Below are 24,637 nucleotides of genomic sequence, written 5' to 3'. Positions count from 1 at the left end.
GATGACCGATATCGATGCCGTCGCCGCCCAGGTCGTGATGCCGCTCGGCAAGACAGCACGCAACGTCGTCGCGGACGCATTCAAACTCGTTGTCCCCGAAGAGGAGCGGTTCGTCGAGAGCAAGGTCGCGATCGAGAAGCTCGAGTTCGCATCGTTCGCGGTCGGGGGCCTCGCAGCCGCGGCTGAACAACCCGCCCAGGGCGCGGCGCGGTCGAGTTCCAAAGTGACGCTTCCGCTGGCGGACAGTGCGGACGTGCAGGCGAGCGCCGGGTTGACCGTCACGCTGTACGGTCCCGGCGACGTGCGGGGTATCGATCCCGCGCAGATCGTGCGCCGGTACCCGGCGCCCGGCACGCTCAGCGCGGAGGAGACGATCCTCGCGCACGTCGAGTTCAACCGGCCTGAGCTTCCGTGGGCCTTCTCGGCGGCACCCGCGGCGGGCACGCTGCGGCCGTGGCTGACCCTGGTCGTGGTCGAAAGGTCTGCGGCACAGTGGGAGTCGGGCACCGGCCTGCTGCCGGTGCTGCGTGTGGCCCGGGACGCTCTTCCGCCGCTGACGTCCGTGCACCTGTGGGCGCACGCCCAGGCCCCGCAGACCGACAGCGGAGCACCACTGGAGGTGCGGATGTCTGCCGAGTACGCCGCGGTGAACCTGTCCCGTCTGCTCTCGCCACTTGTGCTGCGCGAGAACACCGATTACGTCGCCGCGGTCGTTCCCACCACCGATGTCGGTGCGCGCGGCGGGCTCGGTCTCACCGGCGGCACGCTCGATCCCGCGTGGACGTCGGCCTCGGATGACCCGGTTCGGCTACCGGTGTACGACCGCTGGGAATTCCGCACCGGACCCGACGGTGACTTCGCCACCCTGGCGCTGCGGCTGACCGGGGTGGTCGCGCCCTATGAGGTGGGCCGGCGCTTCATCGACGTCTCCGAACCCGGCCGACCGCTCGGCTCGCTGCCCGCCGGCCAACCGGGCGGCAAACAGGTGCTGCGCTGCGCGCTGTATTCGCCCTCGCCACCGCCGACTCCGGAGAAAGCCGAAGCCGAGACGGCGGTGTGGCCCGACGCGATGGTCGACGAGCTACGCAGCGAGCTGGATCTTCCCGCCCAGATCGAAGGCACACAGGAACGCACACAGGACATTCCGGATCTTCCGATCGTCGGCCCGCGCATCTACGCCAAACTGCACCGCGGCGCATCGGTCATCACCGGCGACGACTGGTTCGCCGAACTCAACCTCGCCCCCACCAAGCGCATCATCGCCGGACTGGGCACCCGCGTCGTGCAACGCGACCAGGAACAGCTCATGCAGGCCGCGTGGGCGCAACTCGGCGAAGTGGAGAAGGCCAACCGGGCCATCCGCCTCGCACAGTTCTCCGAACTGCTGGCCCAGCGGGTGCACCGCAGACTCGCCGATCTACAGCAGGGTCGCCTCCTGCAGGTGGCCGCCCCGCTGGCGGTACGGGTCTCGATCTCCGACGGTCGCACCCTCGCCGCGCGGGTCGCCTCCAGCGCCACACCGGCGACAGCACTGGCCGGAGCCTTCCGGCGGACGACTCGTCCCGACGGGCCGGTCCTTCGCCGGGCCGGCGCCCAGACCCGGCAGCGCGCCGGAGAGGTCGTCGGCACGGGCGCGGCCATGCGGGACTTCACCCGCGTCTACGAGAACCCCGACGGTGTCGGCGCGCTCAGCAGCCAGGCCCTCGCGATGCTGGACGCTTCACTCGTCGCCACCGCGATCGGCATCCCTGTCGGCACCGTGCCTAACGCTCTCACCGCGGCCAACGCTGCGATGGCGGGCGGCCTCGCAAGCCACCTCACGGACACCGGCAGCTGGGCCGCCCCACAACAGGACTTCGATCTGGGGGCGGTGATCGTCGATCAATGGCGTAACCGGGTTCTGGAAGGAACGACCCTGCCCGCACTCAAAAGAGTTCGCGCACAACGGGTCGGTCCTCTCGCGGCAGAGTTGGCGAAGTCCGCGGTCGCCACTCGGGTAGGCATGCGCGGGCAGTTCGAGAGCCAAGCCCTTGACCTCAACGACGTGTTGGTCGAGCGGGTCGGAGGTGTCGACCGTGTCGGCGGTTTCATCGCCCCCGACGGCGACGGGCACGTGCGCCGCGGCGGCGGATTCGCACACGGCGGCGCGGTGCTGCGCGGTGCCACCATCGGCGGGGCCGTCGCTCGTTTCCCGGCCGTAGGTCCCCGGCTTCCAGCGACCCGCGGACGATTACCGAGCAGGATCCGCGGCCTCAATCACATCGACTCGTCGGTGCTCATACATGTTGACGAACACAGCCCCGCTGAGACCAGAACCCGCGCGCTCGGGCAACTGGCCGAGCTCGGTGAGGTGCGGGCCACCCCGTTCCTGGACCGAGCCGATGCCTTCTCCGTCACGACGCTGCGTGACGCGATGACGGTTTTCGCCGACCCGGGCGGTCTGCTCGACATCGACAAGGTACCGCGGAGAGACACCCTTACCGTCGACACGCTGTTCGAGCGACTCGACCCGGCACATACCGTCCGCTCTGCGCTCAATGGTCGGCTGCGGCTCTCGACCGCACTCGCGCCAAGCTGGTTCGCCAGACCGTTCATCACACCGATCATGGCGGCCCCGCGGTTCGACCGGCCCATGTATCAGGCGCTCAACGACTACAACCGCGACTGGTTGGTCCCCGGGCTCGGACTGCTGCCCGACGACGATTTCGTCACGGTGCTGAGTTCCAACAGCGAGTTCATGGAGGCCTTCCTGATCGGGCTCTCTGATGAGATGGGCCGCGAACTGTTGTGGCGCAGTTACCCCACCGACCAACGGGGAACCTATTTCTGGAGGTTCTGGGATGCGCAGGACGACGAGCTCAGACAACCCATCCACGCCTTCTCACACCTCCCGCTGTCGAAACACATCTCGGCCGGCGGAACCGGCGGCAGCGAGCCACGCGCCGTGATCGTCGTGAAGAGCGAATTGGTGCGCCGCTACCCCGATCTAATCATCCAGGCGGTCAAAAACCCCGGTCCCGTCGACAATCCGGAATTCGACGAGGGCGCCGTCGTCGCAGAGCAGTTGTTCTCCGCCCACCTCGAACCCGACATCGCGCTCGTCGGGGTCAACCTCGCAATAGCGGAGATGGACGGGCCCGAGTGGTGGATCCTGATCGCCGAACATCCCACGGCGACGCGTTTCGGGCGGCCACTCGACGCCGACATGGACGCCGGAGACCTCATCAATGGACGTTTCCTCAAAGTACCCGCGGCATCGAACTCGGCGGAGTGGGCCAAGGCCCGCCTGCACGATCCGGTGCGCGTGGCGTTCCAGGCGACCGACCTGATCCGCAGAGGAGACTGAGCAGTGCCCATCAACACGCCTTTCGAGCTACTTACCGCGCGCAACACCATTGCCACCCTCGCCGACCAGCGCAGCCGTCTGATCTCCGGGCCGATGGACCGGGCACGGCGCCGCGACCTCGCCCGCGTCGACCTCGAACTGGCCGGCCGCATCGGCGGGATCTTCGATCTGATCGACCCTTGCGACGCCGCCCCCGACGTGCCGCTCGTACTGCTGCCGGTGCGCGTGCAGACCAAGATGCAACCGGGAACATCGACCCTACGGGTGCGGATCACTCCCGACGAGGTGCACATCGACAGCCTGCTGCGGTCCATCACCGAGCCGGAAAAGACTGCCGGACAGGCCTACTGGACTGCGCTCTGGTCGGGCGCCGAGGCGGCCCGCGCCTGGGGCGAGTTGGTCAGCGCCGTCGGCGCGAGACGCGCGGGCTGGATCGCCCATGCCACCAGGCCGACGAACCCCGACCAACGGGGAGCCGCACCACCGGCGTTTCCGGACTCCCCTGTCGAGATCGCCGACGGCACTGTGGCGCGCTGCTTACCCGACCACTTCGTTGTGCGGGTCTACCCGCAGGGCGCAGAACCGATCACCGTCTCCGGTAGCCCCATCGCTCGCGACCTATCCATCTCACCGATCGCCCTCGGTGACAACGAGGTCGTCGACGCCGGCGGTCTCAAAGTACCGGCCGGTTCGGAGTGGACCGTCGACTTCGATCAGGCGGTCGCCGTCGGAATGGGCGTGGAGGTCGAGCTGCCTCCGGGGACCACCGTCATCGACACGCTGGTGGTGGTGGGCACCCGACGGTCGGTCTCCGAGCAGCAGAATGCGGCCGACTTCGCCGACCTGTTGACAAGTCACCGCTTCACCGACGGCTTTTCGCTGCCGGCCGCCGGCACCCCCACCAACAACGCCGAGGCCGACCGATCGCCTTACCGTCCCGACGCGACCGCCGGGCCTCCCCCGACCGTCCCGCTCACACCGTCGGCTGATGCGGGCGCGCTCGGCCGTCTCCTCGGCGTGGACGCCACGATCATCGAGAACCTGCTCGATACCGAGGAGCCGCGCTCGTCACTCGGTGCGGCTCAGCAGGCCGCCAACACCGCGCTGTGGTTCGCCACCTGGGGGCCGGTCCTCGACCGCATCGACGATGCGAGCCAGGCGGTCACCCCGGCGAACATCGAATCCGCGCGGCGGGCGCACCGCGATCATGTGCGCGGCGCCGGGCATGCCCCCGCCGTGCGGATCGGCGCGCAACCCTACGGTGTGCTGCCCGTGACCGACCTGCACCACTGGACCCCTCGTGCAGGAGAGACGACAGCCCGCCTGGTGCCGCTCGTCGAACGCGCCGTCGGACGCTGGGTCATCCGCTCCCGGAGCCTCCCTCATATCGGCCCCGGCGACGACGTCAGCGACGAGGCGCTGCTCGACATGCTCGGCACCAGCCCGGTGGCCCTCGGGGTACGAGCCCGGCCGGCGGTCGACGGTGCTCAGTTGTCGGCATGTGCGGCGGCCGTCGGCGCCGACCAGGCCCGCGTGCGCGCCGAACTCCAGATCACGAGGGCGATGCTCGCTCAGTACTCGCCCACGGCGGCAGCGTGGTTTATGCCGCCGTCACTCAACAAGGAAAGCCGAACCATCGCGCTGCCCCTGGTGTCCGAGCGGGACGCTGAGGTGATCGACCAGATCCTGGCCGACCGCAGCCCCGCGGTCGACAGCGTCCTGCAGGCCCTTCTCGACATCGCCTGGGACACCGCCAAGGCCGCGGGCTTGTCGTCTGCGCCCGAGGCCTATGTGCCGCCGCTTCTCGACCTGCTGACGATACCGCCCGACATCGCAGCGATGGTGCAGGCCGCCGCCACCCCGGGAAGTGCCGCACCTCAACCCGATTGGGTGTTCGCCGCCGCCGACTCGCTACGTTCCACCGTGCATTTCGCCGGCCAGCCGACCGACCGGATCAGCCTGGCGGCCATCGAGCCGGTACCCGAGATCCGCACATCGCTGGCACAGGTCGCGCTCGACCTCGGCGACACCGCCGAGGCCCGGTGGATCGGCCAGAACGCGATCGCGGGCAACCTCGATGCGTTCGCCACTCGTGGTGAGGTGAGCGCCGCGATGACCGCCTTGGGCGCGATGCCGATCGAGGAACGTCGCATCGCCGTCGCCTCGGCCCTCGACGTGGCGTCGCACCGGGTGGACGCGTGGGCGACCGCGCTGGCGTCATCACGTCTGCCCGGCGATGCCGAACCCGCCATGACGCTCGGGGCCTTCGGATATGTGGAGGACATCCGGCTCGGCACGCGCGGCCGGGAAGCGCAGGGATGGCTGCACGCCCCGAGCAGCTCGCACGCCGTGGCCGCGGGCATGCTGGCCAGTGCGAAACGCTCGAACATCGGGGCCAAGGACGGCCGCGAGCCCTTCGCGATCGACCTGTCCAGCCGGCGCGGCACCGAACTGCGCCGCGTCCTCGAGGGTGTCAAGGCGGGTCAACCGATCGGTGCTCTGCTCGGCTACCAGATCGAACGCGCCCTCACCGGATCGGCCGCGCGATTCCAGCTGACGCTGCGCGAACTGGCACCGCTGATCACCGACGAACTCGACAACGACCTCGCCGAAGCCGACCGCAGCACGCGCGTCGCGGCGGCCAACGTCGTGGACGGTGTCGGACTCCTCCGACAGTTCCCCGTGGAAAGCCTTACCGGGGCTGCTCCGCCGCTGAAAGCGAAACTCGGTGTGCGACCGGCGAACGCGTACATTCCTGACGGCGGCTGGGACGCTGTCTCCGCAGAAGAGTGGGATTGCGTGGTGGGCGCGCTTCAGAGTGCATCCGCGACCCTGGACGCGGTGGCCGACGCCCTGCTCAGCGAATCGGTGCTGCAGTACGTGAGCGGCAACCCCGCGCGGGCGGGCGCCGCGATGGACGCGATGGCAGCCGGCGGTTCGGTCGACCCCGAGCTCGCGGTGCTGCGCGTGCGCCAGCCCGGCCGCACGCTGACCCACACCATGTTCACGGTCATTCCCGTCGATGCGACCGGATGGTCGACCACGCGCCCGCGGGCCATCGCCGAGCCGCGCCTCGAGGCGTGGGCGGCGCAGCGTCTCGGTGATCCCGCGGCCATCATCGTCACCGACGCCCACGGCGTACGCCACACACTGGCAGAGGCGGGGTTCGCCGCGCTGGACTTGGTCTTCAGTGACGACCTCACCACACTCGACCGGGATCTGCGCGCCGCCATCGCCGGAATGGGAGACACCCCGCTCGCGGAGAACCGGGGCGACGACTGGCCGGTCGGGGCGATGCCGATCGTCGCCGCGGCGACGCTCGCCGCAACCCTTCGCGGCGTGGTGTCCGGCGGGAACCCGCTGTCTCCCAACGATCTGGTGCGTCCCGGCGCCGGGCCACAGCGCACCATAGATGTCGACGATCTGCTGCGCCGATGCGACGCCCTGCTCGACGCCTTGGAAGAGGTACTTGAGGCCGGTGAGGCGGTGATCGCCACCATCGACCCGGAATCACATGCTGTCGACGAAGCAGATGTCGGCGCCGTGGCAGAGGCGGTCAGCGGGTTGGCGGCATTCGGCGTGCCCCTTCTGCCCGATCGCGCCATTCCCACGAACGCCGGCTGGGCGTGGGGGGCGTGGCATACGGCGGCCGCCCGGCTCGACAACGCCAGAGCTGTACTCGACGACATCCGGGCACCACGCGACACGTCACCGAGCCCGGGAGAGTTCGTCGACGCTGCCGCCGCGGTGGCCCAGGGAATTCTCGGCGACGGGTTCCGTATGCTCCCGCTGCTCGAACCCGTCCCGGGCCCAGACGATTTCGTGGACGCGTTGACCGCCCCCGCCTTACCCGCGCCCGCACCCGCGCGGATCGGTGCCTTCGTCCGCGACCACGCCACCGTGCGCGCCGGAGTCGGCCGGTTGGCCGAAGCCCAACTCCTCGGTCGCGCGCTCAGTCGTCCGGCCGCACTCACCGTGGTTCAGCTCACCGAACGCGACGCCGGCGTGGCAGCGCCGGGAACAGGCCGGTGGCTGGCCGGGCCCCTACCCGACGACACCCCGTGGCCGTCACACAGCGCGGCACATCTGGTGGTCGAGCTGGTCTCTGCTGCAGCCGGATTCCGCGGACGGTTCGCCGGCTTGGCATTCGACAGCTGGGTTGAGACGCTGCCGTTCCAGCCCGACGCGCGGGCCTTCGCCGAAGGTGCAGATGCCGACAACCCGCTTCGCGCGGCCCGTGCCACCACCGGCTTGGCGGTGCACGCCAACCAGGCATCCGCACGCGCCCCCCCAGGTCGTCCTCTCCGCGGTGTCGCCAGACGGAGCACGATGGACCACCGACTCGGTCGTACGGGCGGTGCTGTCCGCCGTCGATGTCGCGAAGTCCCGGTTGGTGACGCTTGAGACGGTTCCCGGGGACGCGGCGATCCTGCCGGCCATCTACGTGGCCAGTCCATGGTTGCAGCCGCGGAAGGGCTTCGCGTTCGGCGAACTGGCCGCGGTCACATGGAACCAGGCGGCGGCGCCGTTCCTCTCGGAGGTGAAGTGATGGCCGAGATCGACCCACTGGTCCTGATCGCGTCGAAGGTCAACCCCCACCTGCTGGAGCTCGCGAGCCAGCTGCAGCTCATGAATCCGCCCGCACTCGTGCGGCTCGAGCCCGACTCCACCACCGGTGACCCCGCACCGGGCTCGGAGGCGCGCCTGGCCGACCCCGCATGGATGCTCGGGCGACAGTGGCAGTTCGGCGAATTGACCGGCGAGGATGCCGGATCCGCGGTGTCGGTGCGGGTCACCTCACGCGCGTTGCCGATCACCGCGTGGGCTCCTCTTGACGACACCACGGTCGATCTCGACGCGGTGCAGTGGCGACCATGGCATTCCGGGGCGATCCTCGAAGAACTGCTGCAGGATGTGCCTGCCCTCGCCCTCGGCTCCGGGTTGCGGCAGCGCGCCGAGGCGGGCGCGCAGCTCGCCGATCTGCTCACCGATGCCGGTGAGACGGAACTCGCTGCGGCACTCTCACTTTCACACCGGTTGTCCCTCGACGACGATCCTCAGTCGCCCGAACAGCCCGTTGCCGGGGAGTCCGAGGCCGACCGGGTAGCGCGTTTGCAGAGGGTCGCCGCCCGGGATGCGCTGGATCCCCAGGCCAAACGGCTGCTCACGGTACTCGGCGGCGCCGTCCCGGACGGCCGCGCGCTTGCCGCCGACCTGGCGGCCGGCGATCCGCCGTGGCTTGCCGACGCCCACGACGCAGACGCCGTGCGCTCGGTGCTGAGCACCTGGCACACCTGGTTGACCGGCGCGGCAGACTCGGGTGGCGCCTGGTCGACGGAACGTCTGGAATACCGTTTCGCGCTGCGCTTCGGCGATGGCGACAACGCCGTTTTCGCCCGCGGAACACAGTTCGGCGCCGCGGAGATCCGTTGGAGCGATCTGGAATGGGTGGATACCGCCAGTGGCGACCTGCCCGACGGAGCGCCGACGGGCTCTCCCGTCGAGACCACGGCGACCATGCTCGCGACCCCTCTGCGTTTCCCGGGCATGCCGGCGGACCGGTACTGGCAACTCGAGGACGGCAAGGTCGACCTCGGAGCGATCGAGGCGCAGGATACGGACCTCGCGCGACTGTGCCTCGCCGAGTTCGCCATGTCCTCGGGTGACGACTGGCTCGGCGTTCCCGTCGACGGTCTGCTCGGCGCGATCAATCAGGTGACCGCGGTGCACGTCACCGACGACTTCGGCGAAACCGTTGCGGTGCCGGAGTTCTCGGATCCCAACTTCACGATGTTCCGGGTGTCCACAGCCACCGGCCGCCCGCTGCCCGGCGTCGTCTTGCCACCGGTCGCGGCAGGCACCCTGGTGGGCGACGCGGTCGAGGAGGTGCTGTTCCTGCGCGACGAGATGGCCAACATGGCCTGGGCCATCGAGCTCACGGTGCAGGGCCGCAGCGGTGATCCCCGGTCGCGGGCCGGTGAGCCACAACCGGAGCCGGATCCGTGGCCGCCGGACCTCGATCCCGAGGAACGCCTGTACCGGCTGCAGACGGCCATACCCGCGCACTGGATACCTCTCGTGCCCATCGCGCCGCGACCGGGACAACTCGCCTTGCGGAAAGGTGCCTTGCTGCGCGACGGTGTCCCCGTCGAGGCCGTCGGAGTCACCCTTGCCCCCACTCCGTTGACGTTCCCTGGTGAGGAGTTGCCGCGCGAGGGCCTACATCTACGCGCCGTACCGGTGCTCGCACGCCGTGCCGACGGCACCTATGTGCGGTGGACGGCATACCGCGTCCGAACCGGCCGAGGTGAAGCCTCCAGCAGGCTGGCCTGGGATTCCGCACTGGCGATCAACGACCTTCGCTGACACGATCCACCGGGACCTTCGGGTCACGCTGATCGCAACCGTAGTCTCCGCTCGACTGGTGACATCTACTTGGGCCGATCCGTGTTCCTGACGCGAAAACCCCTCCCGGAGGCCCACCCCATGCTTCGCTACTTCGTGCGCACCGCCCTGACGCTTGCCATCCTCGGTTCGGCCGTCGCCTGTGGCAGCAGTGATGACGGATCGGAGGGTTACACGCTGCGCATCGGCGCGACGTCCCCGACCGGCACTCCTGCCGGGTCGCTGGGCTGGGGTGACAAGCAGGGCATCCTCGCCGAGCAACTCAAGGGAGCCGGCGTCGACAAGATCGAGTACTCGTTCTTCCAGTCCGGCAGCGACGTCGCATCGGCGTTGTTCGCCGGTGCCATCGACGTCGCCGCGATCGGCGACAACCCAGCGCTGCGCGCCCGCAGCCGTGACCCGAAAGTTGTTCTGCTGAGCCTTGACTCGGTCAGCGGCGACGCCTGGCTGGTCGGCGCCAAAGGCGGCCCGACCGACATCGGCGGGCTGGTCGGCAAGTCGGTGACCGCACCGCAGGGCACCATCCGCGACCGGGCGGCCAAACAGCTGATCGACGCCGCCGGACTCAACGGCAAGATCCAGGTCCGCGACGTGCCGACGCCCGAGTCGATCGCGGGCCTGAGCTCCGGGCAGATCGACGCCACGGTGGTCACCGGGGCCAGCGCGATCGAGTTGCAGCACAAGGGCTTCCCGATCATCGACAGCCTCTCCCGGCACGGTCTGGGCAGTACCGGCACCAACATCGCGTTGACCACGTTCACCGACGAACATCCCGGGTTCGCCGACGCGTGGCGCCAGGCCGTCACCGCGGTCAACAGCGACATCCAGAAGAACTTCGATCAGTACACCGACTGGGTCGCGCAGACCGACGGCACCGAGGTCGAGTTCGTCAGGGAGGCGACGCGACCCGACGAGTTCAACACCGAACCATTCCCGAGGCAAGGTGTCGATCAGCTCCAGGCCGCCTACGACTTCCTCGAGGCCGACGGCTCCCTGGAGGGCCGGTACTCGGTGACGGAGTGGGCCGGAGCGCAGTCATGACCGTCGTCGCCACCCCGGTCCGCGCCGAGGCGTCGAGCCCGGACCTGATCGACGTCGTCGCCGGCCACCGCCGTCGGCGCAGCGTCTGGGCCCGCATCCCGCGCCCGCTGCGCCGGATGATGGGACCGGGGCTGATCCTGTCTGCATGGGCCGTCGGTTCGGCGACCGGACTGCTCAACGCTGATCTCTTCCCGCCGCCGGCGGATGTCGCGACCACCGCGTGGCGCCTGCTGACCGACGGCCAGCTCGCTCTTCACGTCGGCGCGTCGGCCACCCGGGTGCTGACCGGCACCGTGCTGGGCATCACCCTCGGCGTCCTGCTCGCGGTGCTGGCCGGGCTGACCCGCACCGGCGAGGACCTGCTCGACTGGACCATGCAGATCCTCAAGGCGGTACCCAATTTCGCGCTCACCCCGCTGCTGATCATCTGGATGGGCATCGGCGAGGGCCCGAAGATCGTGCTCATCACCCTCGGAGTCGCGATCGCGATCTACATCAACACCTACTCCGGTATCCGCGGGGTGGACCAACAGCTGGTGGAGATGGCCCAGACGTTGGAGGCGCGCCGCGTCACCCTGATCACCAATGTGATCCTTCCCGGTGCGATGCCGAACTTCCTTGTCGGCCTTCGCCTCGGGCTGTCCAGCGCCTGGCTGAGCCTGATCTTCGCCGAGATGATCAACACCACCGAGGGCATCGGCTTCCTGATGTCGCGTGCGCAGACCAACCTGCAGTTCGACGTCTCCCTGCTGGTGATCGTGATCTACGCGGTGGCCGGGCTCGCCTCCTATGCGCTGGTGCGACTGCTGGAGCGGGTGCTGCTGTCCTGGCGCAACGGCTTCGGCGGCTTCGAGGGCGCGGCGTGACCGCCCCGGTGGTCACCATCCGCAACCTGCATCGCGCGTTCTGCGCCCAGCAGGTGCTGGACGGTCTCGACCTCGACATCGCCGACGGCGAGTTTGTCGCGATGCTGGGCCGTTCCGGTTCAGGCAAGAGCACGCTGCTACGCATCCTCGCAGGCCTCGACGGGCAGGCCGACGGCTCGGTGATCGTGCCGCGTTCCCGGGCGGTGGTGTTCCAGAACCCGCGCCTCCTGCCCTGGCGCCGGGCGCTGGCCAACGTCACGTTCGCGCTACCCGACGCCGGCCCCGACGCCCCCAGCCGGACCGCGCGCGGTCAGGCAGCGCTCGACGAGGTCGGCCTGTCCGACAAGGTTCGGTCGTGGCCGCTGTCGCTGTCCGGCGGTGAGGCCCAGCGTGTTTCACTGGCCAGAGCCCTGGTTCGGGAACCCGACCTGCTGTTGCTCGACGAACCGTTCGGCGCACTGGATGCGCTGACCCGGCTCAAGATGTACCGCCTCCTGCATGACCTTTGGGCGCGCCGGCACATGGCCGTGCTGCACGTCACACACGACGTCGACGAGGCGATCCTGCTCGCCGACCGGGTGGTCGTGCTGTCCGAGGGCCGGGTCTCGCTGAACCGTCAGGTGGAGTTGCCGTTCCCCCGCAGCCGCCGCGACGACGGTTTCGACGAACTGCGTCGGGCACTGCTGGCCGAACTCGGCGTCGCGGAGGAGGTCGGGCATGACCGCAGCCGGTGACGTCGACATGCATGTCACCGACGTCCTGGTGATCGGCGGCGGTCCGGCGGCCACCTGGGCCGCCGTTGCGGCCGCCGAAGCCGGAAGCCGGGTCACCCTGGTGGACAAGGGTTATTGCGGTACCAGTGGGGCCACCGCCGCCGGTGGCAACAATCTGTGGCTGATCCCGCCCGGCCCGCGCCGCGAGGACTCCATGCGTGTACGCGAGGCGGCCGCCGGTGGCCTGACCGATGCCGATTGGATGGCACGGGTGCTGTCGGCGTCGTGGGACCGGATCGAGCAGCTGGCCCGATGGGGCTATCCGTTCCCGGTCGGGGACGACGGGCGGCAGCTGCGCAGCAGCCTGCAGGGCCCGGAGTACATGCGCCGGATGCGCCGCAAGGCCCACCGCAGCGGGGTGCGCATCCTCGACCATCATCCCGCGACCGCACTGACCACCGATGCGGACGGAATCGTCAACGGGGCCAGCGGAATCGCACGCCAGGAGGGCGGACGGCGGTGGCGGATCGGCGCGGGTGCGGTGGTACTGGCCACCGGCGGCACCGCATTCCTGTCGGGGTCGTTCGGCACCAATGTCGACACCGGGGACGGATACCTGATGGCCGCCGAAGTGGGCGCCGTCCTGTCTGGCATGGAGTTCAGCACCGCCTACGCATTGGCACCCGAGTGGGGCACCCACACCAAGGGACGCATGCTGCAATGGGCCAGTTTCTATGACGAGCACGGCCGGCCCTTCCCCACCGAGCGCGGCCTGGCCGGGCGCAAGGATGCGCAGCGGGCATTGGCGCGCGGTCAGCGGGTGTTCGCCCGTCTGGATCGCGCGCCCGAGCACATCCGACAGACCATGCGCGATGCCCAGCCGAACTACTTCCTGCCTCTCGACAAGGCAGGCATCGACCCGTTTGTCACCGCCTACCCGCTGCGCATGGTCTACGAAGGCTCGGTACGCGGGACCGGCGGTCTGCGGATCACCGGGCCCGACTGCGCCACCACCGTTCCCGGTCTGTTCGCCGCGGGTGACGCCGCGACCAGGGAACTGATCACCGGTGCGATCAGCGGGGGCGGCAGCCACAACGGATCGTGGGCGATCGCATCCGGAACGTTCGCCGGTCGTGGCGCCGCGGAGTACAGCCGCCGACGCACCGTCGATAAACCCGTCGAGCACGACCGCCTCGGGCTACGACCCGGCCACCGGAACGCACCGACCGTCGACGAAGTGGTGCGCGCAGCGCAAAACCAGATCCTGCCGCCTAAGCGCAGCCACCTCAAATCCCATGCTCGGCTCACCGAGTCGGCCGATGCCCTCGAAAGCCTGTGGCGGGACATCGCCGGCGGGCTGGCCCCGGTGCCGGCACGCGAGGCGTACAAACCGCGGCAGGCGGTCGCGCTGGTGGCCACCGCCCGCTGGATCACCGCCGCGTCGCTCGCCCGTTCCGAGAGCCGGGGTCTGCACCGCCGCGAGGATCTGCCCCAGATTGACCACCGGCTCGCCCACCGGATCCTGGTCGGCGGGCTCGACGAGGTCAGGACAGCACCGGATCCGGTTGCTCCGCAATTGATCTCTGCGGAGGCAGTGGCATGATCGAGATCATCAGCTCGACTGCGTGCATCGCCTGCGACGTGTGCATCAAGGTGTGCCCCACCGACGTGTTCGAGCGCGGCGAGGACGGTATCCCCGTGATCGCCCGGCAGTCGGACTGCCAGACCTGCTTCATGTGCGAGGCCTACTGCCCGGTCGATGCGTTGTACGTCTCCCCCATCTCGGCGCCCGTCGGACCGGACAGTCCGCACGCCGATGAGGGCGCCGTCCGCCGGGCACGGCCTGCTCGGCGGGTACCGCGAGATGGTCGGCTGGGGCCGCGGACGTACCGCCGGCGCGCTTCGGGACCGCAACCCGCTGTTGAAAGCTGTTCCACCGCTGCCGGAATCGCGACTGCCGGTGCCGGCGACCCCGGTGGATTCCCCCTGGGATCATCCGGCGGACTGACCAGCCTGGTCAGAGCGGCGTGGCCGCCACCGGAAGGCGGGCGGTGAGCGTGGTGCCCGCCCCGGCGGGGCTGACCACCTCGAACCGCCCGCCCACGGCCTCCACGCGGTCGCTGAGCCCGATCAAGCCCGATCCGTCGGCGGTCGCGGCGCCCCCGACGCCGTCGTCGCTGACCGCGATGATCAACTCGTCGCTCTCGACACGGGCGGTCACGGTCACGCCGTCGGCCCCGGAGTGCTTGGCGGCGTTGGCCAGAGCTTCGGCGGTGACGTAATAGGCCGCCACCTCGACCGGTTCGGGCAACCGTCCGTCGACGTCGACATCGACGGTCGCCGGGATAGCCGAGCGCCGGGCCAGCGACCGCAGCGTCGGGCCGAGCCCGCCATTGGACAGCACGGCGGGGTGGATGCCGCGGGAGAGTTCCTGCAACTCCCGCAGCACATCACCGAGTCCTTGCACGGCGCGGTCGAGTTCGTCGCGCACCGGCGTCAACTCCACGGGCACGGTGGCCTCGATTCCTCGCAGCCGCAAGCCCAGTGCGACGATGCGTTGTTGTGCACCGTCGTGCAGATCACGTTCGATCCCGCGCCTGGCCTGGTCGGCCGCGGTGACGACGCGGGCCCGGGAGGCCCGGAGTTGTTCGCGGGTCCGGGCGTTGGCGATCGCGGTGGACACCAGGTCGGCGAAGTCTCCGATGCTGTCTTTCCATCCGTCGGCAAGGGCGCCCGGCTGCACCGAGGCCACGATCAGCGCCCCGACCACCTGGCCGGCGACCGTGATGGGCGCCCCTGCGCCGGAACGGAACCCGGCACCGCGCAGGCGCTCGGCAAGCGCGCCCTCGACTGCGCGGTAGTCATCGACGTGTGCGGTCCGGCCGGTTCTGCGGATCTCGGCGGTGACGGTGTGTCCTTCCAGCGGGAAACGCTCGCCCATCGTCGGCCAGGACCGCCCCTGGGTGTCGTGCGCGGCGAGCACCACGCACTCCTCCCCGACGAACTCCACCAGCGCGGTGTGCTCCACATCGAGACCGCGCGCAAGCTCGGAGACCGCCGTGGCGTAGATCTCGGCCAGATCGGCCTCGCGTGCCACCAGGGTCGCGACCCGGCGGAGCGCCGCCTGCTGGGCGGCCAGGGCGTCGGCGCGCTGCCGCCGCCGTTCGGCTTCGATCGCGCGCAGGCGCGCCTGGCCTGCGAGCAGATTGGCCAGCAGCGCCAGCGGCAGGAACACAAAGATCGCCGTGACCAGACCGTCCAGATGAAACATCACGTACACCGCCGCGCTGACCAGCGAGGTCGCCACTGCCAGCCACGAGTTCCACCCGGCCGACACCACGAGAACCGCGAAGAAGAAGATGGCGCCGAACGCATTCTCCGGCGCGACACGGTGCAGGAACACCACCAGGGCGGTCTCCGCCGCGATAAGCCCGGCCGCCACGCCGATGCCCCAGCCGACCGGCCACGGCCTGGACCGCAGCACGAGCGCCACCCACTGATCCCGGCGGTTCTGTAGCTCCGGGACACCGAATCGAGGCTCGGCTGAGCTCACTGCGGGATGCTATCGCGGCCCGGGACGTTTCGACGGATGTGCTCCGTTCCGACCGTTGACATGCAAGTAGCTACTTGCCTATGGTCGTTTCGTGGGTGACGTCTTCAAGGCTTTGGCCGATCCCACGCGGCGGCTGATCGTCGACGAGCTGACCGACCGGGACGGCCAGACGCTCTTCGAGATCTGCGCGCGACTGGCCACCAAGCACGGGGTCAGCGCGTCCCGGCAATCGACGTCCCAGCACCTGGACGTATTGGAAGAGGCGGGGCTGATCGAGACCCGGCGCGAAGGACGCTTTAAGTTCCACCACCTGAACACCGCACCGCTGCGCGACCTCTTCCGGCGGTGGCTCCCCAACCCCGAGGAGAAAACGACATGAGGATCGGTTACGCCAGCATGCTGGTCGACGACCAGGACAAGGCGCTGCGGTTCTACACCGACGTGCTCGGCTTCCAGGTCAAGCACGACGTGCCCATGGGCGAAGCCCGGTGGATCACGGTCGTCTCGCCTGAGGATCCCGACGGGACCGAACTGACCCTGGAACCCGACGCCCACCCGGCGGTCAAACCGTTCAAGGACGCGCTCGTCGCCGACGGGATCCCGTTCACCGCCTTCGTCGTCGACGACGTCCGAGCGGAGTTCGAGCGGCTGCGCGCGAAAGGCGTTCGCTTCACCCAGGAGCCGGCCGACATGGGCCCGGTGACCACCGCGGTGCTCGACGACACCTGCGGCAATCTGTTGCAGATCCAGAGCAGCACGGGCTAGGGCACAGGTCGCCGGCGCTTCAGCCTTGACTGCGGTTCCACTCGATCCAGCCCACGCCGGTGCGACCGTCGGCTGTGGTCACGGTTCCCCAGGCGCGCGGGAACTGGCTGAGCCTTCCGTCGGCGGAGGTCAGCAGCACGGGTGCGTGGCCGCGGACCTCGATTGTGGCCGTGATGCCGGCGGGTTCGTAGTCCACCTCGGCGCAGACCGGTAACTCTTTGTCGCCGAACGTCGTTCGCGCGGTGACCGCGGCCAGCTCGACAAAGGGCCGGCCGTCGCGCTGCGCGTAGCCGATGCCGATCGGCGGGGCGCCGGGAATCAGGATCTGCGCTCCGTGCAGGTGCGTGCCGTCGTCGAGGTGCAGCGCGCTCCATACCCAATCCATGCTCCACCAGTCCCGGGCCGCCCAGGAGTGGTCCCGCTGGCCGGGCACCGCGGTGAATTCGTAGGTCTGCCCGTCGGCCACCACGGTTCCCGTTACGGTGCAGGGGATCTCGTACCGTGCAGAGATGCGGTACTGGTACGGCTGCCCGACGGTGGTCCAGGTCAGATCCATCGACACATCGACGGGCCGGCCGGCCTCGCCCCGCAGGATCGCAGCGGGGTCGTCGTGGGCCTGTCCCCGCCCCCGCACCGCGACCCGGTAGGTGCGCAGCGGCGTCGGCACGTCGATGTCCAACTCGATGCCGTCCGCACGGACACGGGTGTGATCCTCGGGCAGCGGAGCCTCGAAGTCGAGCAGCGCGATGGTCGGGGCGCCCGGCGCGCACACCAGGCCGTTGATCCACGCATGGTCCTGGTTCGGGATCAGGCCCAGCCGGATCCAGCCGCCGACCTGCTGCGCAGGGTCGGCGAAGTCGAAGTACCAGCTCTCACTCCACAGGTCTTCATCGGTCGGGGTGTGCCGTCCTTCGTCATCGACGTTGGGCTGCAACGGTTCCGGTGTGGTCGGTGCGGGCAGTACGGCCAGCGCGTCGGCGTCCAGCACGTGCTGGCAGTTTCGCGCGATCATCGCCATGAACATTTCGTCGCCGCGCTCGGTGCGTGCGACGAGCATCGGCGACACGATCGCCATGAGCACGCCGAAGAAAGCCTGGTGGCGCACCCCCTCGCGTACCTCGTCGAGAGTGATTCCGGCCGCGCCGAGCGCATCGTGGTAGGCGGTCAGCAGTGTGTCGTAGTGTTCGCGGCGCCGTTCGACGGGCAGCGCGCAGCCCAGAAAGTAGGCCACGTCGGTGAAGGCGGGCCCCCAGGTGACGGTCTGCCAGTCCACCACGGTCAGCGGACGGTCGGACCCGTCCTGGCCGAACAGCATGTTGTCGAGCCGGAAGTCGCCGTGCACGAGCCCGCGTGGCCGGTCGGCCTCGTCCTCGGCTGCCATATAGGCGTCGAACGATGCGACGAACCGTTCGCAGACCTCACGGTGTTCCGGGGCGATCTGGTCCCGGTAGCGGTCGATGTAGCCGGCATACAGCGCGCTGATCAGAGCCTGGTCGACCGGCGACTCGCGGTTGAGCCACTCCGCGCCCTCCAGCGTCTGGCTGCCGAGCAGTCGTCCGTGGACGTGCCCGATCTGGGTCAGCGCCAGCGTCGCCTGTTCCACTGTGGCCCCGCGGATCTCGTCACCCACCTGCGCGGGCGCAGCATCGGCGAGCAGCAGGTCGAAGGCGCCCGTCTGCGAGTCGTACGCGCTGTGATAGCAGGGCGCGACGGGCCCGCCGAGCCCCGGTGCGATGTTGGCGTAGAAGCTGACCTCACGCTCGTAGAGCCCCATCGCCAGACCGGTCTGGCGACTGCTGGGGTCGGCGGCGGCGACCTTGAGCACGACCGACGACGGCCCCGGGTCGCCGTCGGCGTAGCGCAGCGCCACGCGGTAGCACTCGCTCATCTGGCCGGTGCCGATGCGGTCGATGTCGAATTCGGAGACGGTGCCCTGCCCGAGGACCGCGGTCAGCCACTCGGTGGTCAGGTCGGCAGGGCGTTCGATCAGCTGCGGACGCAACGATGAGTGCACCGGGTCAACCTATAGCAGCCCCGGGAGCCTCGAGGGCCGGTTCGGCGGAATTCTTGACGACTGTCAACTAGCGGTCGTCGGTTCGTGTGCGCCGGCGCGGCGTGTCCAGCCAGCGGGCGATCCGCGGCTCGAACACCGCGATCAGCGTCGCGACGAAAAACCACATCACTGCAAGGGTGACGGTCGTATTCCAGGCGTCCAAGGAGATCCCGTCCGGGTCTTCGCTGTGGAAGTACGGCGTCACCACCAAGTGCTGGATGGCCGGCGCGGCCGCGATGCAGAACGCGAGCCCGGTCGTCGCGCCGAACGCGGCCCGCAGCAGCAGAGTGCGCGGGGTCAGCGCCGCCGGCGCGGCGATGTGGTGGGCGAGCAGGATGCACAGCAACATCACGCCGATGACGACGGCCAGCACGTCCCACTCCCCGGGACCGAGGATGAAGGCCACCGCGCCTGCGACGGTGGCCAGCGCCAGCGCGCCGGGATCCACTCGCGGCCGGTCGAATCCTGTCGGCATCTGCGGTTGCGCCCCCATGCCGTCACTGTAAGGCCACCGGCGACAGCGGCACCTGGCAAACCGCCGGTTCGCCCGTACTGTGGACGGGGTCCGGGCGGGGACCTCCGTCGCGGCAGACCGGAGGGGGCACATGAAAGTACTGGTTACGGGTGGCACCGGCTTCGTCGGAGCGTGGACGGCCAAAGCCGTTCAGGCCGCGGGGCACGACGTGCGGTTTTTGGTCCGCAACCCTGACCGGTTGACCACCAGCGCCGCGAAGATCGGCGTCGACATCGGCGACCACGTTGTCGGTGACATCGCCGACGCGGAAGCCACGTCGGCCGCGCTGGACGGTTGCGATGCGGTGATCCACTGCGCGGCAATGGTTTCCACCGATCCCAGCCGGGCCGATGAAATGCTGCACACCAACCTCGAAGGTGCCCGCAACGTGCTTGGGGGCGCCGTGCACGCAGGCATCGACCCGATCGTTCACGTCTCGAGTTTCACCGCGTTGTTCCGGCCGGATCTCGAATTGCTGCACGCTGACCTGCCGGTGGTCGGCGGCAGCGACGGCTACGGCCGGTCCAAGGCTGCCGTGGAGGCCTACGCCCGCGGACTGCAGGACGGTGGCGCGCCGGTCAACATCACCTATCCCGGCATGGTGCTCGGCCCGCCGGCGGGCGACCAGTTCGGCGAGGCCGCCGAAGGCGTCGAAGCGTCGGTGAAGATGCGCGGGGTACCCGGCCGCAGCGCGGGGTGGATCGTGATCGACGTCCGCGACCTGGCCGAGTTGCATGTCGCCCTGCTCGAAGCGGGCCGAGGACCACGCCGGTACATGGCCGGCGGACAACGAGTTCCGGTCGACAAGCTGGCCTCGATGATCGGCACCGCGGCCGGCCACACTCTGGTCGTCTACCCGGTTCCCGACGTGGCGCTGCGCAGCGCCGGCCGGCTGCTCGACATCGTCGGCCCGTTCCTGCCGTTTGAGACGCCGATCAACTCGGCGGCGATGCAGTACTACACCCAGATGCCCGAGTCCGACGACGAGCCCAGCCGGCGCGACTTCGGCCTGACCCAGCGCGAACCCGCCGAGACGATCGCCGACACGGTTGAGGGACTGCGTCAGGTGGGCCGACTCTAGGCGCCTGTGGTGCGCGCCAGCACGCCGTGCAGGACCAGATCGGCGAGCTTGGCCGCCGCGTCGTCGATGTCGGTCACTTTCCGCACGCAGACCGCGTACCAGGCGGCGCCCGCAATGACGTCCATGACGGCGTCGGCGTCCACCTGTGCGCGCACCCTGCCGCGTTCGACTCCGTCATCGACCTGTTCGGCGAGCCGGCGGCGCGCGGCGGTCTCCAACCGGTCGTCGATCAGCTTCTGCATGGCCGGTTCCAGGCGCAGGTCGTGCAGCAGCCCCGGAAACGCCTCGCGCACAACGGGGTCGCCGTACATCACCAGAGCCCCGCGGCACAGCCGGGTGATTTCGGCGGCGACGTCGTCCTCGCAGGGCACCGAGCCCAGATCAGGGAACGCCGCCTCGTGGATCAGATGGGCCTTGGACCGCCATCGGCGGTAGATGGCGGGGCGGCTCACCCTGGCGGTAGCTGCGATGAGATCGATCGAGGTGGCCGAGTAGCCACGGGTGACCAGCAGTTTGCGGGTGACCTCGAGCACCGCTTCGTCGATCGCGGGGTCGCGGCGCGACCCGTGGTGGCGGCGCCGTGCCGGTGCGTCCTTCACCGCGTTCCGTTCCCTTCGTGCTCCGGTCGAAGCAGTCTGCCACAACGGCGGCGTCCTCACGGGTCGATCAGGCGCAATCTCAATGCCGCCGCGGTGGCCGGCCCGACGATCCCGTCGACCGTGAGCCCCGGTGTCCGGCGCTGAAATTCGCACACCGCCGCCTCGGTGTCGGGCCCGAAGACACCGTCGATCTCCAAGGCCCCGGCATACGCCGCGTAGGCGTATTTCAACCTGCGCTGGAGTTCTGCGACCTGTGGACCTCGGGACCCGCGATACATCAGCACGTCGGTGTACGCCCCCACCGGGACGTGCGGCCGTGGCGCCGATACGGCCGGGTCGGCGCCGATTCGCGACGTGATGTCGCGGCGCAACTCGTCCATGTCGATCGCACCAGGATCCCACTTGCCCTGCGCACGGCCGGCGTACTCCTTGTGTCCGATCGTGCGGTCGGCCGGTTGACCGAGATGGCGGTGGATCGCCGCGCAGCTGTTCACCATCGCGAAGTACTGGGCATCCGGCCAGTTGCGCCGGTGCGGCGCCTCCGGGCGGGTCCCGGAATTGGCGCATTCGATGCCGATCGTGTGCCAGTTGCCCATGTTCGCCGGCAACCACGAATGCATGCCGACGCCCGCATGCCAGGCCACACCTGCGGCGACCACGGTCACGGTGCCGTTGCGTGCGATGTGCAGCTGCGACAGCGGGCCCGCCAGATCCGGACGGCCGTGGGCGATCGAGGCCGCGGACGCCCGGTCCGACCCGGTGTGGTGCACCATCACCCCATGGATGTCCTTGAACTCGCCGTGCCCGCGTTGCCGCCATCCGGGGAACTCGACGACCTCCAAGCCTGCGTCGCGCAGCACATGGGCGAGCCAGACCAAGTCGCCGCGCCGTGCCACGGGTAGCGGCATGAACTCGCACCTCCGGGAGCTCTCGACGTCGGTACTGGCCTTCCATGCAAGCACGGAGGTGTTTGTCGGGCACGCGGACGGGTAGCCGCTACTGGTGTCGACTCACGCCTCCGGCCCTCCCGAGATCACCAGTTCACCGATAGTCCGGCGCGAGACCCCGGCCTCGCGGCAGCGGGTCTGGAACGTGCTCGCCGACGGCTGGACCTACTCCCAATGGGTGGTCGGGAACAGCCGCATGCGCGCCGTCGATCCGAAGTGGCCCCAGCCCGCAAGCGTGATTCACCACTCGATCGGGATATGGCCCGCCGTGATCAACGACCGCACCGTGGTCGAGTCCTGCACGCCTGAATACGAACTCGTGCTGATCGCCAAGGGCGGGCCGTTGGGCACGGCGCGCGTCACGCTGCGGCTCCACGACATCGAGGGCGGCGGATGCCTGATCGAGATGGCTGAGGTGCCGGTGTCGCCGCCCCTGAGCTGGCTGCCCGACTCCGCGGCCCTGGCCATGGCCTATCCGCGCAACCGCGAGAGCACCTGGCGGTTGGTCGCGCTGGCCGAGCGCCGGCCCACCGCTGACGACTAGACCGCACCACAGGCGAACTCGACCGGCTCCACGCCGGTGACGGCACGACTGACCGCCGGCTCATGGAAGGCCGCGGTTGGGGGTCTGGTTCGCCACTCCGTGCCGCAACGGCGTGTTCGCCTGGGCAGCCGTCGATTCCTGCACCGGCGAACCGCCGGGCGTCGATTGGACCCTGGGCGCCCGACGCGGATCACCGGACGACGGCTGTGCACCCTCCTCCAGTTCACGTACCCGGGCTTCGAGGATCTCCAGCACGGGCACTCGTGCTGCGTGGCCGGCCTCGTGGATGAGTACGGCCTGTAGTTCGTCAGCCGTGAGGGACCGGATCCGGTGCTGGAGGTCGCCCACGGTCAGTTGGTCGTAGTCGGGCAGCGGTAGGTCTGCGGAGTTCGTCATACGGTCTGCCTTTCACTTGACGACGGGGAACACCGAGTCCCCGTCCTCTGGAACGCCGTCGATCTGGCGGGGATCAGCCGGCGGGGTCCCGGATGCGTCGGCGTCCCGGGGGTCGAGGTCGCCGGCCGTCACGTCGGGTAGCTCCTCGGCCAACCGCTGGTCGAGCGTCTCGCCCTGGCGCTCCTCCTCGGCAGACATGCCTCCATCGGGCTGAGCATGTCCTCAGCGCCGCCGAGGTCGTTGGCGGTGGTGCCGCCGGCGTTATTGGTGCTCACAGTCTTCTCCTCACGTACGCGCGCACAGTGAGAATCCATAGCCACAAGAGCCGGGACTAAACCCTTGCCGGCCGGGTATGCCGCGCCTCACGGAGGTGAGCAATGCTGAGTACCGACAGCGGACCCGAGAACCCGGGCCGGCAGGATCCCGATGCCGATCCCGAGATGAAGACCTCGGGGACACACCAGGCCGACCAGGCCGAGGGCGAGGACGACCCGGAGGAATCCGGGAACTGAGGGTGCGTCCGACCGTCGACGCCGCCCGCCGCGGGGACGTTGAAGCCGGATTCACCGGAGTACTACTGGGGCAGCACTTCTCGATGATGAGGCGAGCTGACATCGATCGCATCGACCTCACGGACGTGAGCGGTTCGGCCGCGTGTGAGATTGCCGACTGCGCAGGCGCCGGATCCGGTGAATGCCAGGAGCAGGAAGGCGAAGCTGAACAGTGCCGCGGTCTCGCCTCCGTTCTGGATCGGTAGCAGTCCATCGGGCTGATGCTTCCAAAAGTAGGCCACCGCCATCGCGCCGGAAGCCAGGAACGCCGCTGCGCGGGTGAACAATCCGATCATGACCAGCAGACCGGTCGTCAACGAGATCAGACCGATCCACCAGGACGGCCAAGCACCGAACTCGGCGGTCGGGCCCGCGTCGGCCGGCCAACCGAAGATCTTGACGGTGCCGTGCAGTCCGAACAGGAAACCCACGACCGTACGGAAGACAAACAACCCGAGTCCGACGTCGACTTTGCGTGCCATGCCGCCACGCTAAGGGATTTCGGCCGAGAGCAGAGGGCTACGTATTCGCCGCGCGCTACCGTCATGTGATGCATGCATTCAGGCAGGCCGTCGAGTCCCGTGACGAGGCCGCCATCGAAGCCCTGTTGGCCGATGACGTCGTATTCACGAGTCCCGTGGCGTTCAAGCCGTACCCGGGCAAACCCATCACCGCGGCGATCCTCCGCGGCGTGATGCGGGTGTTCGAGGACTTTCGCTACGTCCGCGAGATCACCAACGGCAACGGTCGCGATCACGCCTTGATCTTCGAGGCCACCGTCTCGGGCAAGCGGATCACCGGTTGCGACTTCCTGCACATCAACGACGACGGCCTGATCGACGACTTCATGGTGATGGTGCGGCCGCTGTCGGGCGCCACCGCACTCGCCGATGCGATGGGTGCACAGTTCGATCGCATTCAGCGCGAGGCGATCGAGCGTAGCTGATTCGCAACGCCCCTTGGTGCGCTGTTGTCTTTGGCATGCTGCACGCGAGATTGCGGTGAGGGTCGTGGTTCTGCGCAGATCGAGAGCTGCGGCGTGGATGTCGGGTGATACCGAGGTCGGCGCTATACCAGTTTGGGCAACTGCGCTGTGCGGGAGCCGTTTTCGCGTCAGAGTTCTGGGTCGGGCGGGCTTGTCGGTGGGTGGTGTCAGGATGGGGTTATGCCCGCGAAGACCCCGGTTGGTACTGGTACCGACGGTGTGGTGCGTCAGTCGGATCGGCTGGAGGCGCATTTTGAGGAGTTGGCGGAGTTGGCCGG

The 24,637-nt window shown here is 69.2% G+C and carries 22 protein-coding genes and 1 pseudogene; 15 read left to right on the top strand and 8 right to left on the bottom strand.

From position 1 onward, the window contains the following. Position 1 precedes the first annotated feature (1 nt). The 9 genes and pseudogenes from ACXMYJ_RS23600 (at position 2) to ACXMYJ_RS23560 (ending at position 14,379) form a co-directional block, all read left to right on the top strand. Entirely contained in the window at positions 2-3,346 is a 3,345-nt protein-coding gene (locus ACXMYJ_RS23600; protein WP_460359001.1) for a hypothetical protein, read from the top strand. A gap of 3 nt (positions 3,347-3,349) precedes the next feature. Further along, on the top strand, positions 3,350-7,750 hold the full coding sequence (locus ACXMYJ_RS23595) for a hypothetical protein (protein WP_460359000.1): 4,401 nt from the start codon (positions 3,350-3,352) through the stop codon (positions 7,748-7,750). Further along, positions 7,740-7,895: a hypothetical protein gene (locus ACXMYJ_RS23590; RefSeq protein ID WP_260753166.1), complete on the top strand. Its 156-nt coding sequence runs from the start codon at positions 7,740-7,742 to the stop codon at positions 7,893-7,895. The genes ACXMYJ_RS23595 and ACXMYJ_RS23590 overlap by 11 nt, the downstream gene beginning before the upstream one ends. Then, on the top strand, positions 7,895-9,712 hold the full coding sequence (locus tag ACXMYJ_RS23585; protein ID WP_260753168.1) for a hypothetical protein: 1,818 nt from the start codon (positions 7,895-7,897) through the stop codon (positions 9,710-9,712). Before ACXMYJ_RS23590 ends, ACXMYJ_RS23585 begins: the two co-directional genes overlap by 1 nt. Before the next feature lie 120 nt (positions 9,713-9,832). Further along, positions 9,833-10,792, top strand: coding sequence for an ABC transporter substrate-binding protein (locus ACXMYJ_RS23580; RefSeq protein WP_260753170.1), 960 nt, complete (start codon positions 9,833-9,835; stop codon positions 10,790-10,792). Then, positions 10,789-11,658, top strand: coding sequence for an ABC transporter permease (locus ACXMYJ_RS23575; protein ID WP_460358999.1), 870 nt, complete (start codon positions 10,789-10,791; stop codon positions 11,656-11,658). The genes ACXMYJ_RS23580 and ACXMYJ_RS23575 overlap by 4 nt, the downstream gene beginning before the upstream one ends. Then, positions 11,655-12,392 (top strand): ABC transporter ATP-binding protein, encoded by a 738-nt coding sequence (locus tag ACXMYJ_RS23570; RefSeq protein WP_460358998.1) that lies wholly within the window; start codon positions 11,655-11,657, stop codon positions 12,390-12,392. The genes ACXMYJ_RS23575 and ACXMYJ_RS23570 overlap by 4 nt, the downstream gene beginning before the upstream one ends. Then, complete coding sequence (locus ACXMYJ_RS23565) at positions 12,376-13,974, top strand: FAD-dependent oxidoreductase (protein ID WP_460358997.1); 1,599 nt, start codon at positions 12,376-12,378, stop codon at positions 13,972-13,974. Before ACXMYJ_RS23570 ends, ACXMYJ_RS23565 begins: the two co-directional genes overlap by 17 nt. Beyond that, a pseudogene (locus tag ACXMYJ_RS23560) lies at positions 13,971-14,379 on the top strand (4Fe-4S dicluster domain-containing protein). Before ACXMYJ_RS23565 ends, ACXMYJ_RS23560 begins: the two are co-directional and overlap by 4 nt. A 9-nt stretch (positions 14,380-14,388) precedes the next feature. On the opposite strand, the gene ACXMYJ_RS23555 reads toward ACXMYJ_RS23560, so the two are convergent. After that, the gene (locus tag ACXMYJ_RS23555; protein ID WP_460358996.1) at positions 14,389-15,924 is read right to left on the bottom strand and encodes a sensor histidine kinase; all 1,536 of its coding nucleotides are present in this window, start codon (positions 15,922-15,924) and stop codon (positions 14,389-14,391) included. A gap of 91 nt (positions 15,925-16,015) precedes the next feature. Here ACXMYJ_RS23555 and ACXMYJ_RS23550 point away from each other — a divergent pair, with 91 nt between their 5' ends. Continuing rightward, on the top strand, positions 16,016-16,303 hold the full coding sequence (locus ACXMYJ_RS23550) for an ArsR/SmtB family transcription factor (RefSeq protein ID WP_443189140.1): 288 nt from the start codon (positions 16,016-16,018) through the stop codon (positions 16,301-16,303). Then, positions 16,300-16,689, top strand: a complete 390-nt coding sequence (locus tag ACXMYJ_RS23545) for a VOC family protein (protein ID WP_443189141.1) — start codon at positions 16,300-16,302, stop codon at positions 16,687-16,689. The genes ACXMYJ_RS23550 and ACXMYJ_RS23545 overlap by 4 nt, the downstream gene beginning before the upstream one ends. Positions 16,690-16,708: 19 nt before the next feature. Here the strand turns inward: ACXMYJ_RS23545 and ACXMYJ_RS23540 are convergent, their stop codons facing one another. Next, complete coding sequence (locus ACXMYJ_RS23540) at positions 16,709-18,703, bottom strand: DUF7064 domain-containing protein (RefSeq protein ID WP_443189142.1); 1,995 nt, start codon at positions 18,701-18,703, stop codon at positions 16,709-16,711. A 67-nt stretch (positions 18,704-18,770) separates the two neighbouring features. Further along, a complete protein-coding gene (locus ACXMYJ_RS23535; protein ID WP_260753204.1) occupies positions 18,771-19,235 on the bottom strand; it encodes a hypothetical protein in 465 nt (154 codons plus the stop codon). Between the two features lie 112 nt (positions 19,236-19,347). Between ACXMYJ_RS23535 and ACXMYJ_RS23530 the strand changes: the two genes are divergently transcribed. Then, the gene (locus ACXMYJ_RS23530; RefSeq protein WP_260753205.1) at positions 19,348-20,337 is read left to right on the top strand and encodes an SDR family NAD(P)-dependent oxidoreductase; all 990 of its coding nucleotides are present in this window, start codon (positions 19,348-19,350) and stop codon (positions 20,335-20,337) included. Here the strand turns inward: ACXMYJ_RS23530 and ACXMYJ_RS23525 are convergent. Further along, the gene (locus ACXMYJ_RS23525; RefSeq protein WP_260753207.1) at positions 20,334-20,936 is read right to left on the bottom strand and encodes a TetR/AcrR family transcriptional regulator; all 603 of its coding nucleotides are present in this window, start codon (positions 20,934-20,936) and stop codon (positions 20,334-20,336) included. The genes ACXMYJ_RS23530 and ACXMYJ_RS23525 overlap by 4 nt on opposite strands. A 56-nt stretch (positions 20,937-20,992) precedes the next feature. After that, positions 20,993-21,844: a peptidoglycan recognition protein family protein gene (locus tag ACXMYJ_RS23520; RefSeq protein WP_460358995.1), complete on the bottom strand. Its 852-nt coding sequence runs from the start codon at positions 21,842-21,844 to the stop codon at positions 20,993-20,995. A 94-nt stretch (positions 21,845-21,938) separates the two neighbouring features. Here ACXMYJ_RS23520 and ACXMYJ_RS23515 point away from each other — a divergent pair, with 94 nt between their 5' ends. Further along, positions 21,939-22,427 (top strand): SRPBCC family protein, encoded by a 489-nt coding sequence (locus tag ACXMYJ_RS23515; RefSeq protein ID WP_443189144.1) that lies wholly within the window; start codon positions 21,939-21,941, stop codon positions 22,425-22,427. Between the two features lie 60 nt (positions 22,428-22,487). Here ACXMYJ_RS23515 and ACXMYJ_RS23510 read toward each other — a convergent pair whose 3' ends face one another. After that, the gene (locus ACXMYJ_RS23510; RefSeq protein WP_260753211.1) at positions 22,488-22,823 is read right to left on the bottom strand and encodes a hypothetical protein; all 336 of its coding nucleotides are present in this window, start codon (positions 22,821-22,823) and stop codon (positions 22,488-22,490) included. 12 nt (positions 22,824-22,835) lie between these two features. Then, positions 22,836-23,021 (bottom strand): hypothetical protein, encoded by a 186-nt coding sequence (locus ACXMYJ_RS23505; protein ID WP_443189145.1) that lies wholly within the window; start codon positions 23,019-23,021, stop codon positions 22,836-22,838. Positions 23,022-23,200: 179 nt separating this feature from the next. Here ACXMYJ_RS23505 and ACXMYJ_RS23500 point away from each other — a divergent pair, with 179 nt between their 5' ends. Beyond that, positions 23,201-23,335: a hypothetical protein gene (locus tag ACXMYJ_RS23500; RefSeq protein ID WP_260753214.1), complete on the top strand. Its 135-nt coding sequence runs from the start codon at positions 23,201-23,203 to the stop codon at positions 23,333-23,335. A 62-nt stretch (positions 23,336-23,397) separates the two neighbouring features. Here the strand turns inward: ACXMYJ_RS23500 and ACXMYJ_RS23495 are convergent, their stop codons facing one another. Next, positions 23,398-23,856 (bottom strand): DoxX family protein, encoded by a 459-nt coding sequence (locus ACXMYJ_RS23495; RefSeq protein ID WP_260753216.1) that lies wholly within the window; start codon positions 23,854-23,856, stop codon positions 23,398-23,400. 68 nt (positions 23,857-23,924) lie between these two features. Between ACXMYJ_RS23495 and ACXMYJ_RS23490 the strand changes: the two genes are divergently transcribed. Continuing rightward, positions 23,925-24,320, top strand: coding sequence for a nuclear transport factor 2 family protein (locus tag ACXMYJ_RS23490; protein ID WP_260753218.1), 396 nt, complete (start codon positions 23,925-23,927; stop codon positions 24,318-24,320). Positions 24,321-24,637 lie beyond the last annotated feature (317 nt).

The sequence above is a fragment of the Mycobacterium sp. ZZG genome (genome assembly GCF_054786995.1).
Note: the sequence above shows the minus strand (reverse complement) of the source record. Positions and strands in the feature narration are given on the sequence as shown.

What these genes read in the sequence shown, in the direction of transcription:
- ACXMYJ_RS23600 (WP_460359001.1), top strand. Translation starts at nt 2, where the DNA reads ATGACCGATATCGATGCCGTCGCCGCCCAGGTCGTGATGCCGCTCGGC.
- ACXMYJ_RS23575 (WP_460358999.1), top strand. Translation starts at nt 10,789, where the DNA reads ATGACCGTCGTCGCCACCCCGGTCCGCGCCGAGGCGTCGAGCCCGGAC.
- ACXMYJ_RS23565 (WP_460358997.1), top strand. Translation starts at nt 12,376, where the DNA reads ATGACCGCAGCCGGTGACGTCGACATGCATGTCACCGACGTCCTGGTG.
- ACXMYJ_RS23510 (WP_260753211.1), bottom strand. Translation starts at nt 22,823, where the DNA reads ATGACGAACTCCGCAGACCTACCGCTGCCCGACTACGACCAACTGACC.
- ACXMYJ_RS23490 (WP_260753218.1), top strand. Translation starts at nt 23,925, where the DNA reads ATGCATGCATTCAGGCAGGCCGTCGAGTCCCGTGACGAGGCCGCCATC.
- ACXMYJ_RS23500 (WP_260753214.1), top strand. Translation starts at nt 23,201, where the DNA reads ATGCTGAGTACCGACAGCGGACCCGAGAACCCGGGCCGGCAGGATCCC.
- ACXMYJ_RS23530 (WP_260753205.1), top strand. Translation starts at nt 19,348, where the DNA reads ATGAAAGTACTGGTTACGGGTGGCACCGGCTTCGTCGGAGCGTGGACG.
- ACXMYJ_RS23520 (WP_460358995.1), bottom strand. Translation starts at nt 21,844, where the DNA reads ATGCCGCTACCCGTGGCACGGCGCGGCGACTTGGTCTGGCTCGCCCAT.
- ACXMYJ_RS23585 (WP_260753168.1), top strand. Translation starts at nt 7,895, where the DNA reads ATGGCCGAGATCGACCCACTGGTCCTGATCGCGTCGAAGGTCAACCCC.
- ACXMYJ_RS23545 (WP_443189141.1), top strand. Translation starts at nt 16,300, where the DNA reads ATGAGGATCGGTTACGCCAGCATGCTGGTCGACGACCAGGACAAGGCG.
- ACXMYJ_RS23505 (WP_443189145.1), bottom strand. Translation starts at nt 23,021, where the DNA reads ATGTCTGCCGAGGAGGAGCGCCAGGGCGAGACGCTCGACCAGCGGTTG.
- ACXMYJ_RS23495 (WP_260753216.1), bottom strand. Translation starts at nt 23,856, where the DNA reads ATGGCACGCAAAGTCGACGTCGGACTCGGGTTGTTTGTCTTCCGTACG.
- ACXMYJ_RS23535 (WP_260753204.1), bottom strand. Translation starts at nt 19,235, where the DNA reads ATGGGGGCGCAACCGCAGATGCCGACAGGATTCGACCGGCCGCGAGTG.
- ACXMYJ_RS23580 (WP_260753170.1), top strand. Translation starts at nt 9,833, where the DNA reads ATGCTTCGCTACTTCGTGCGCACCGCCCTGACGCTTGCCATCCTCGGT.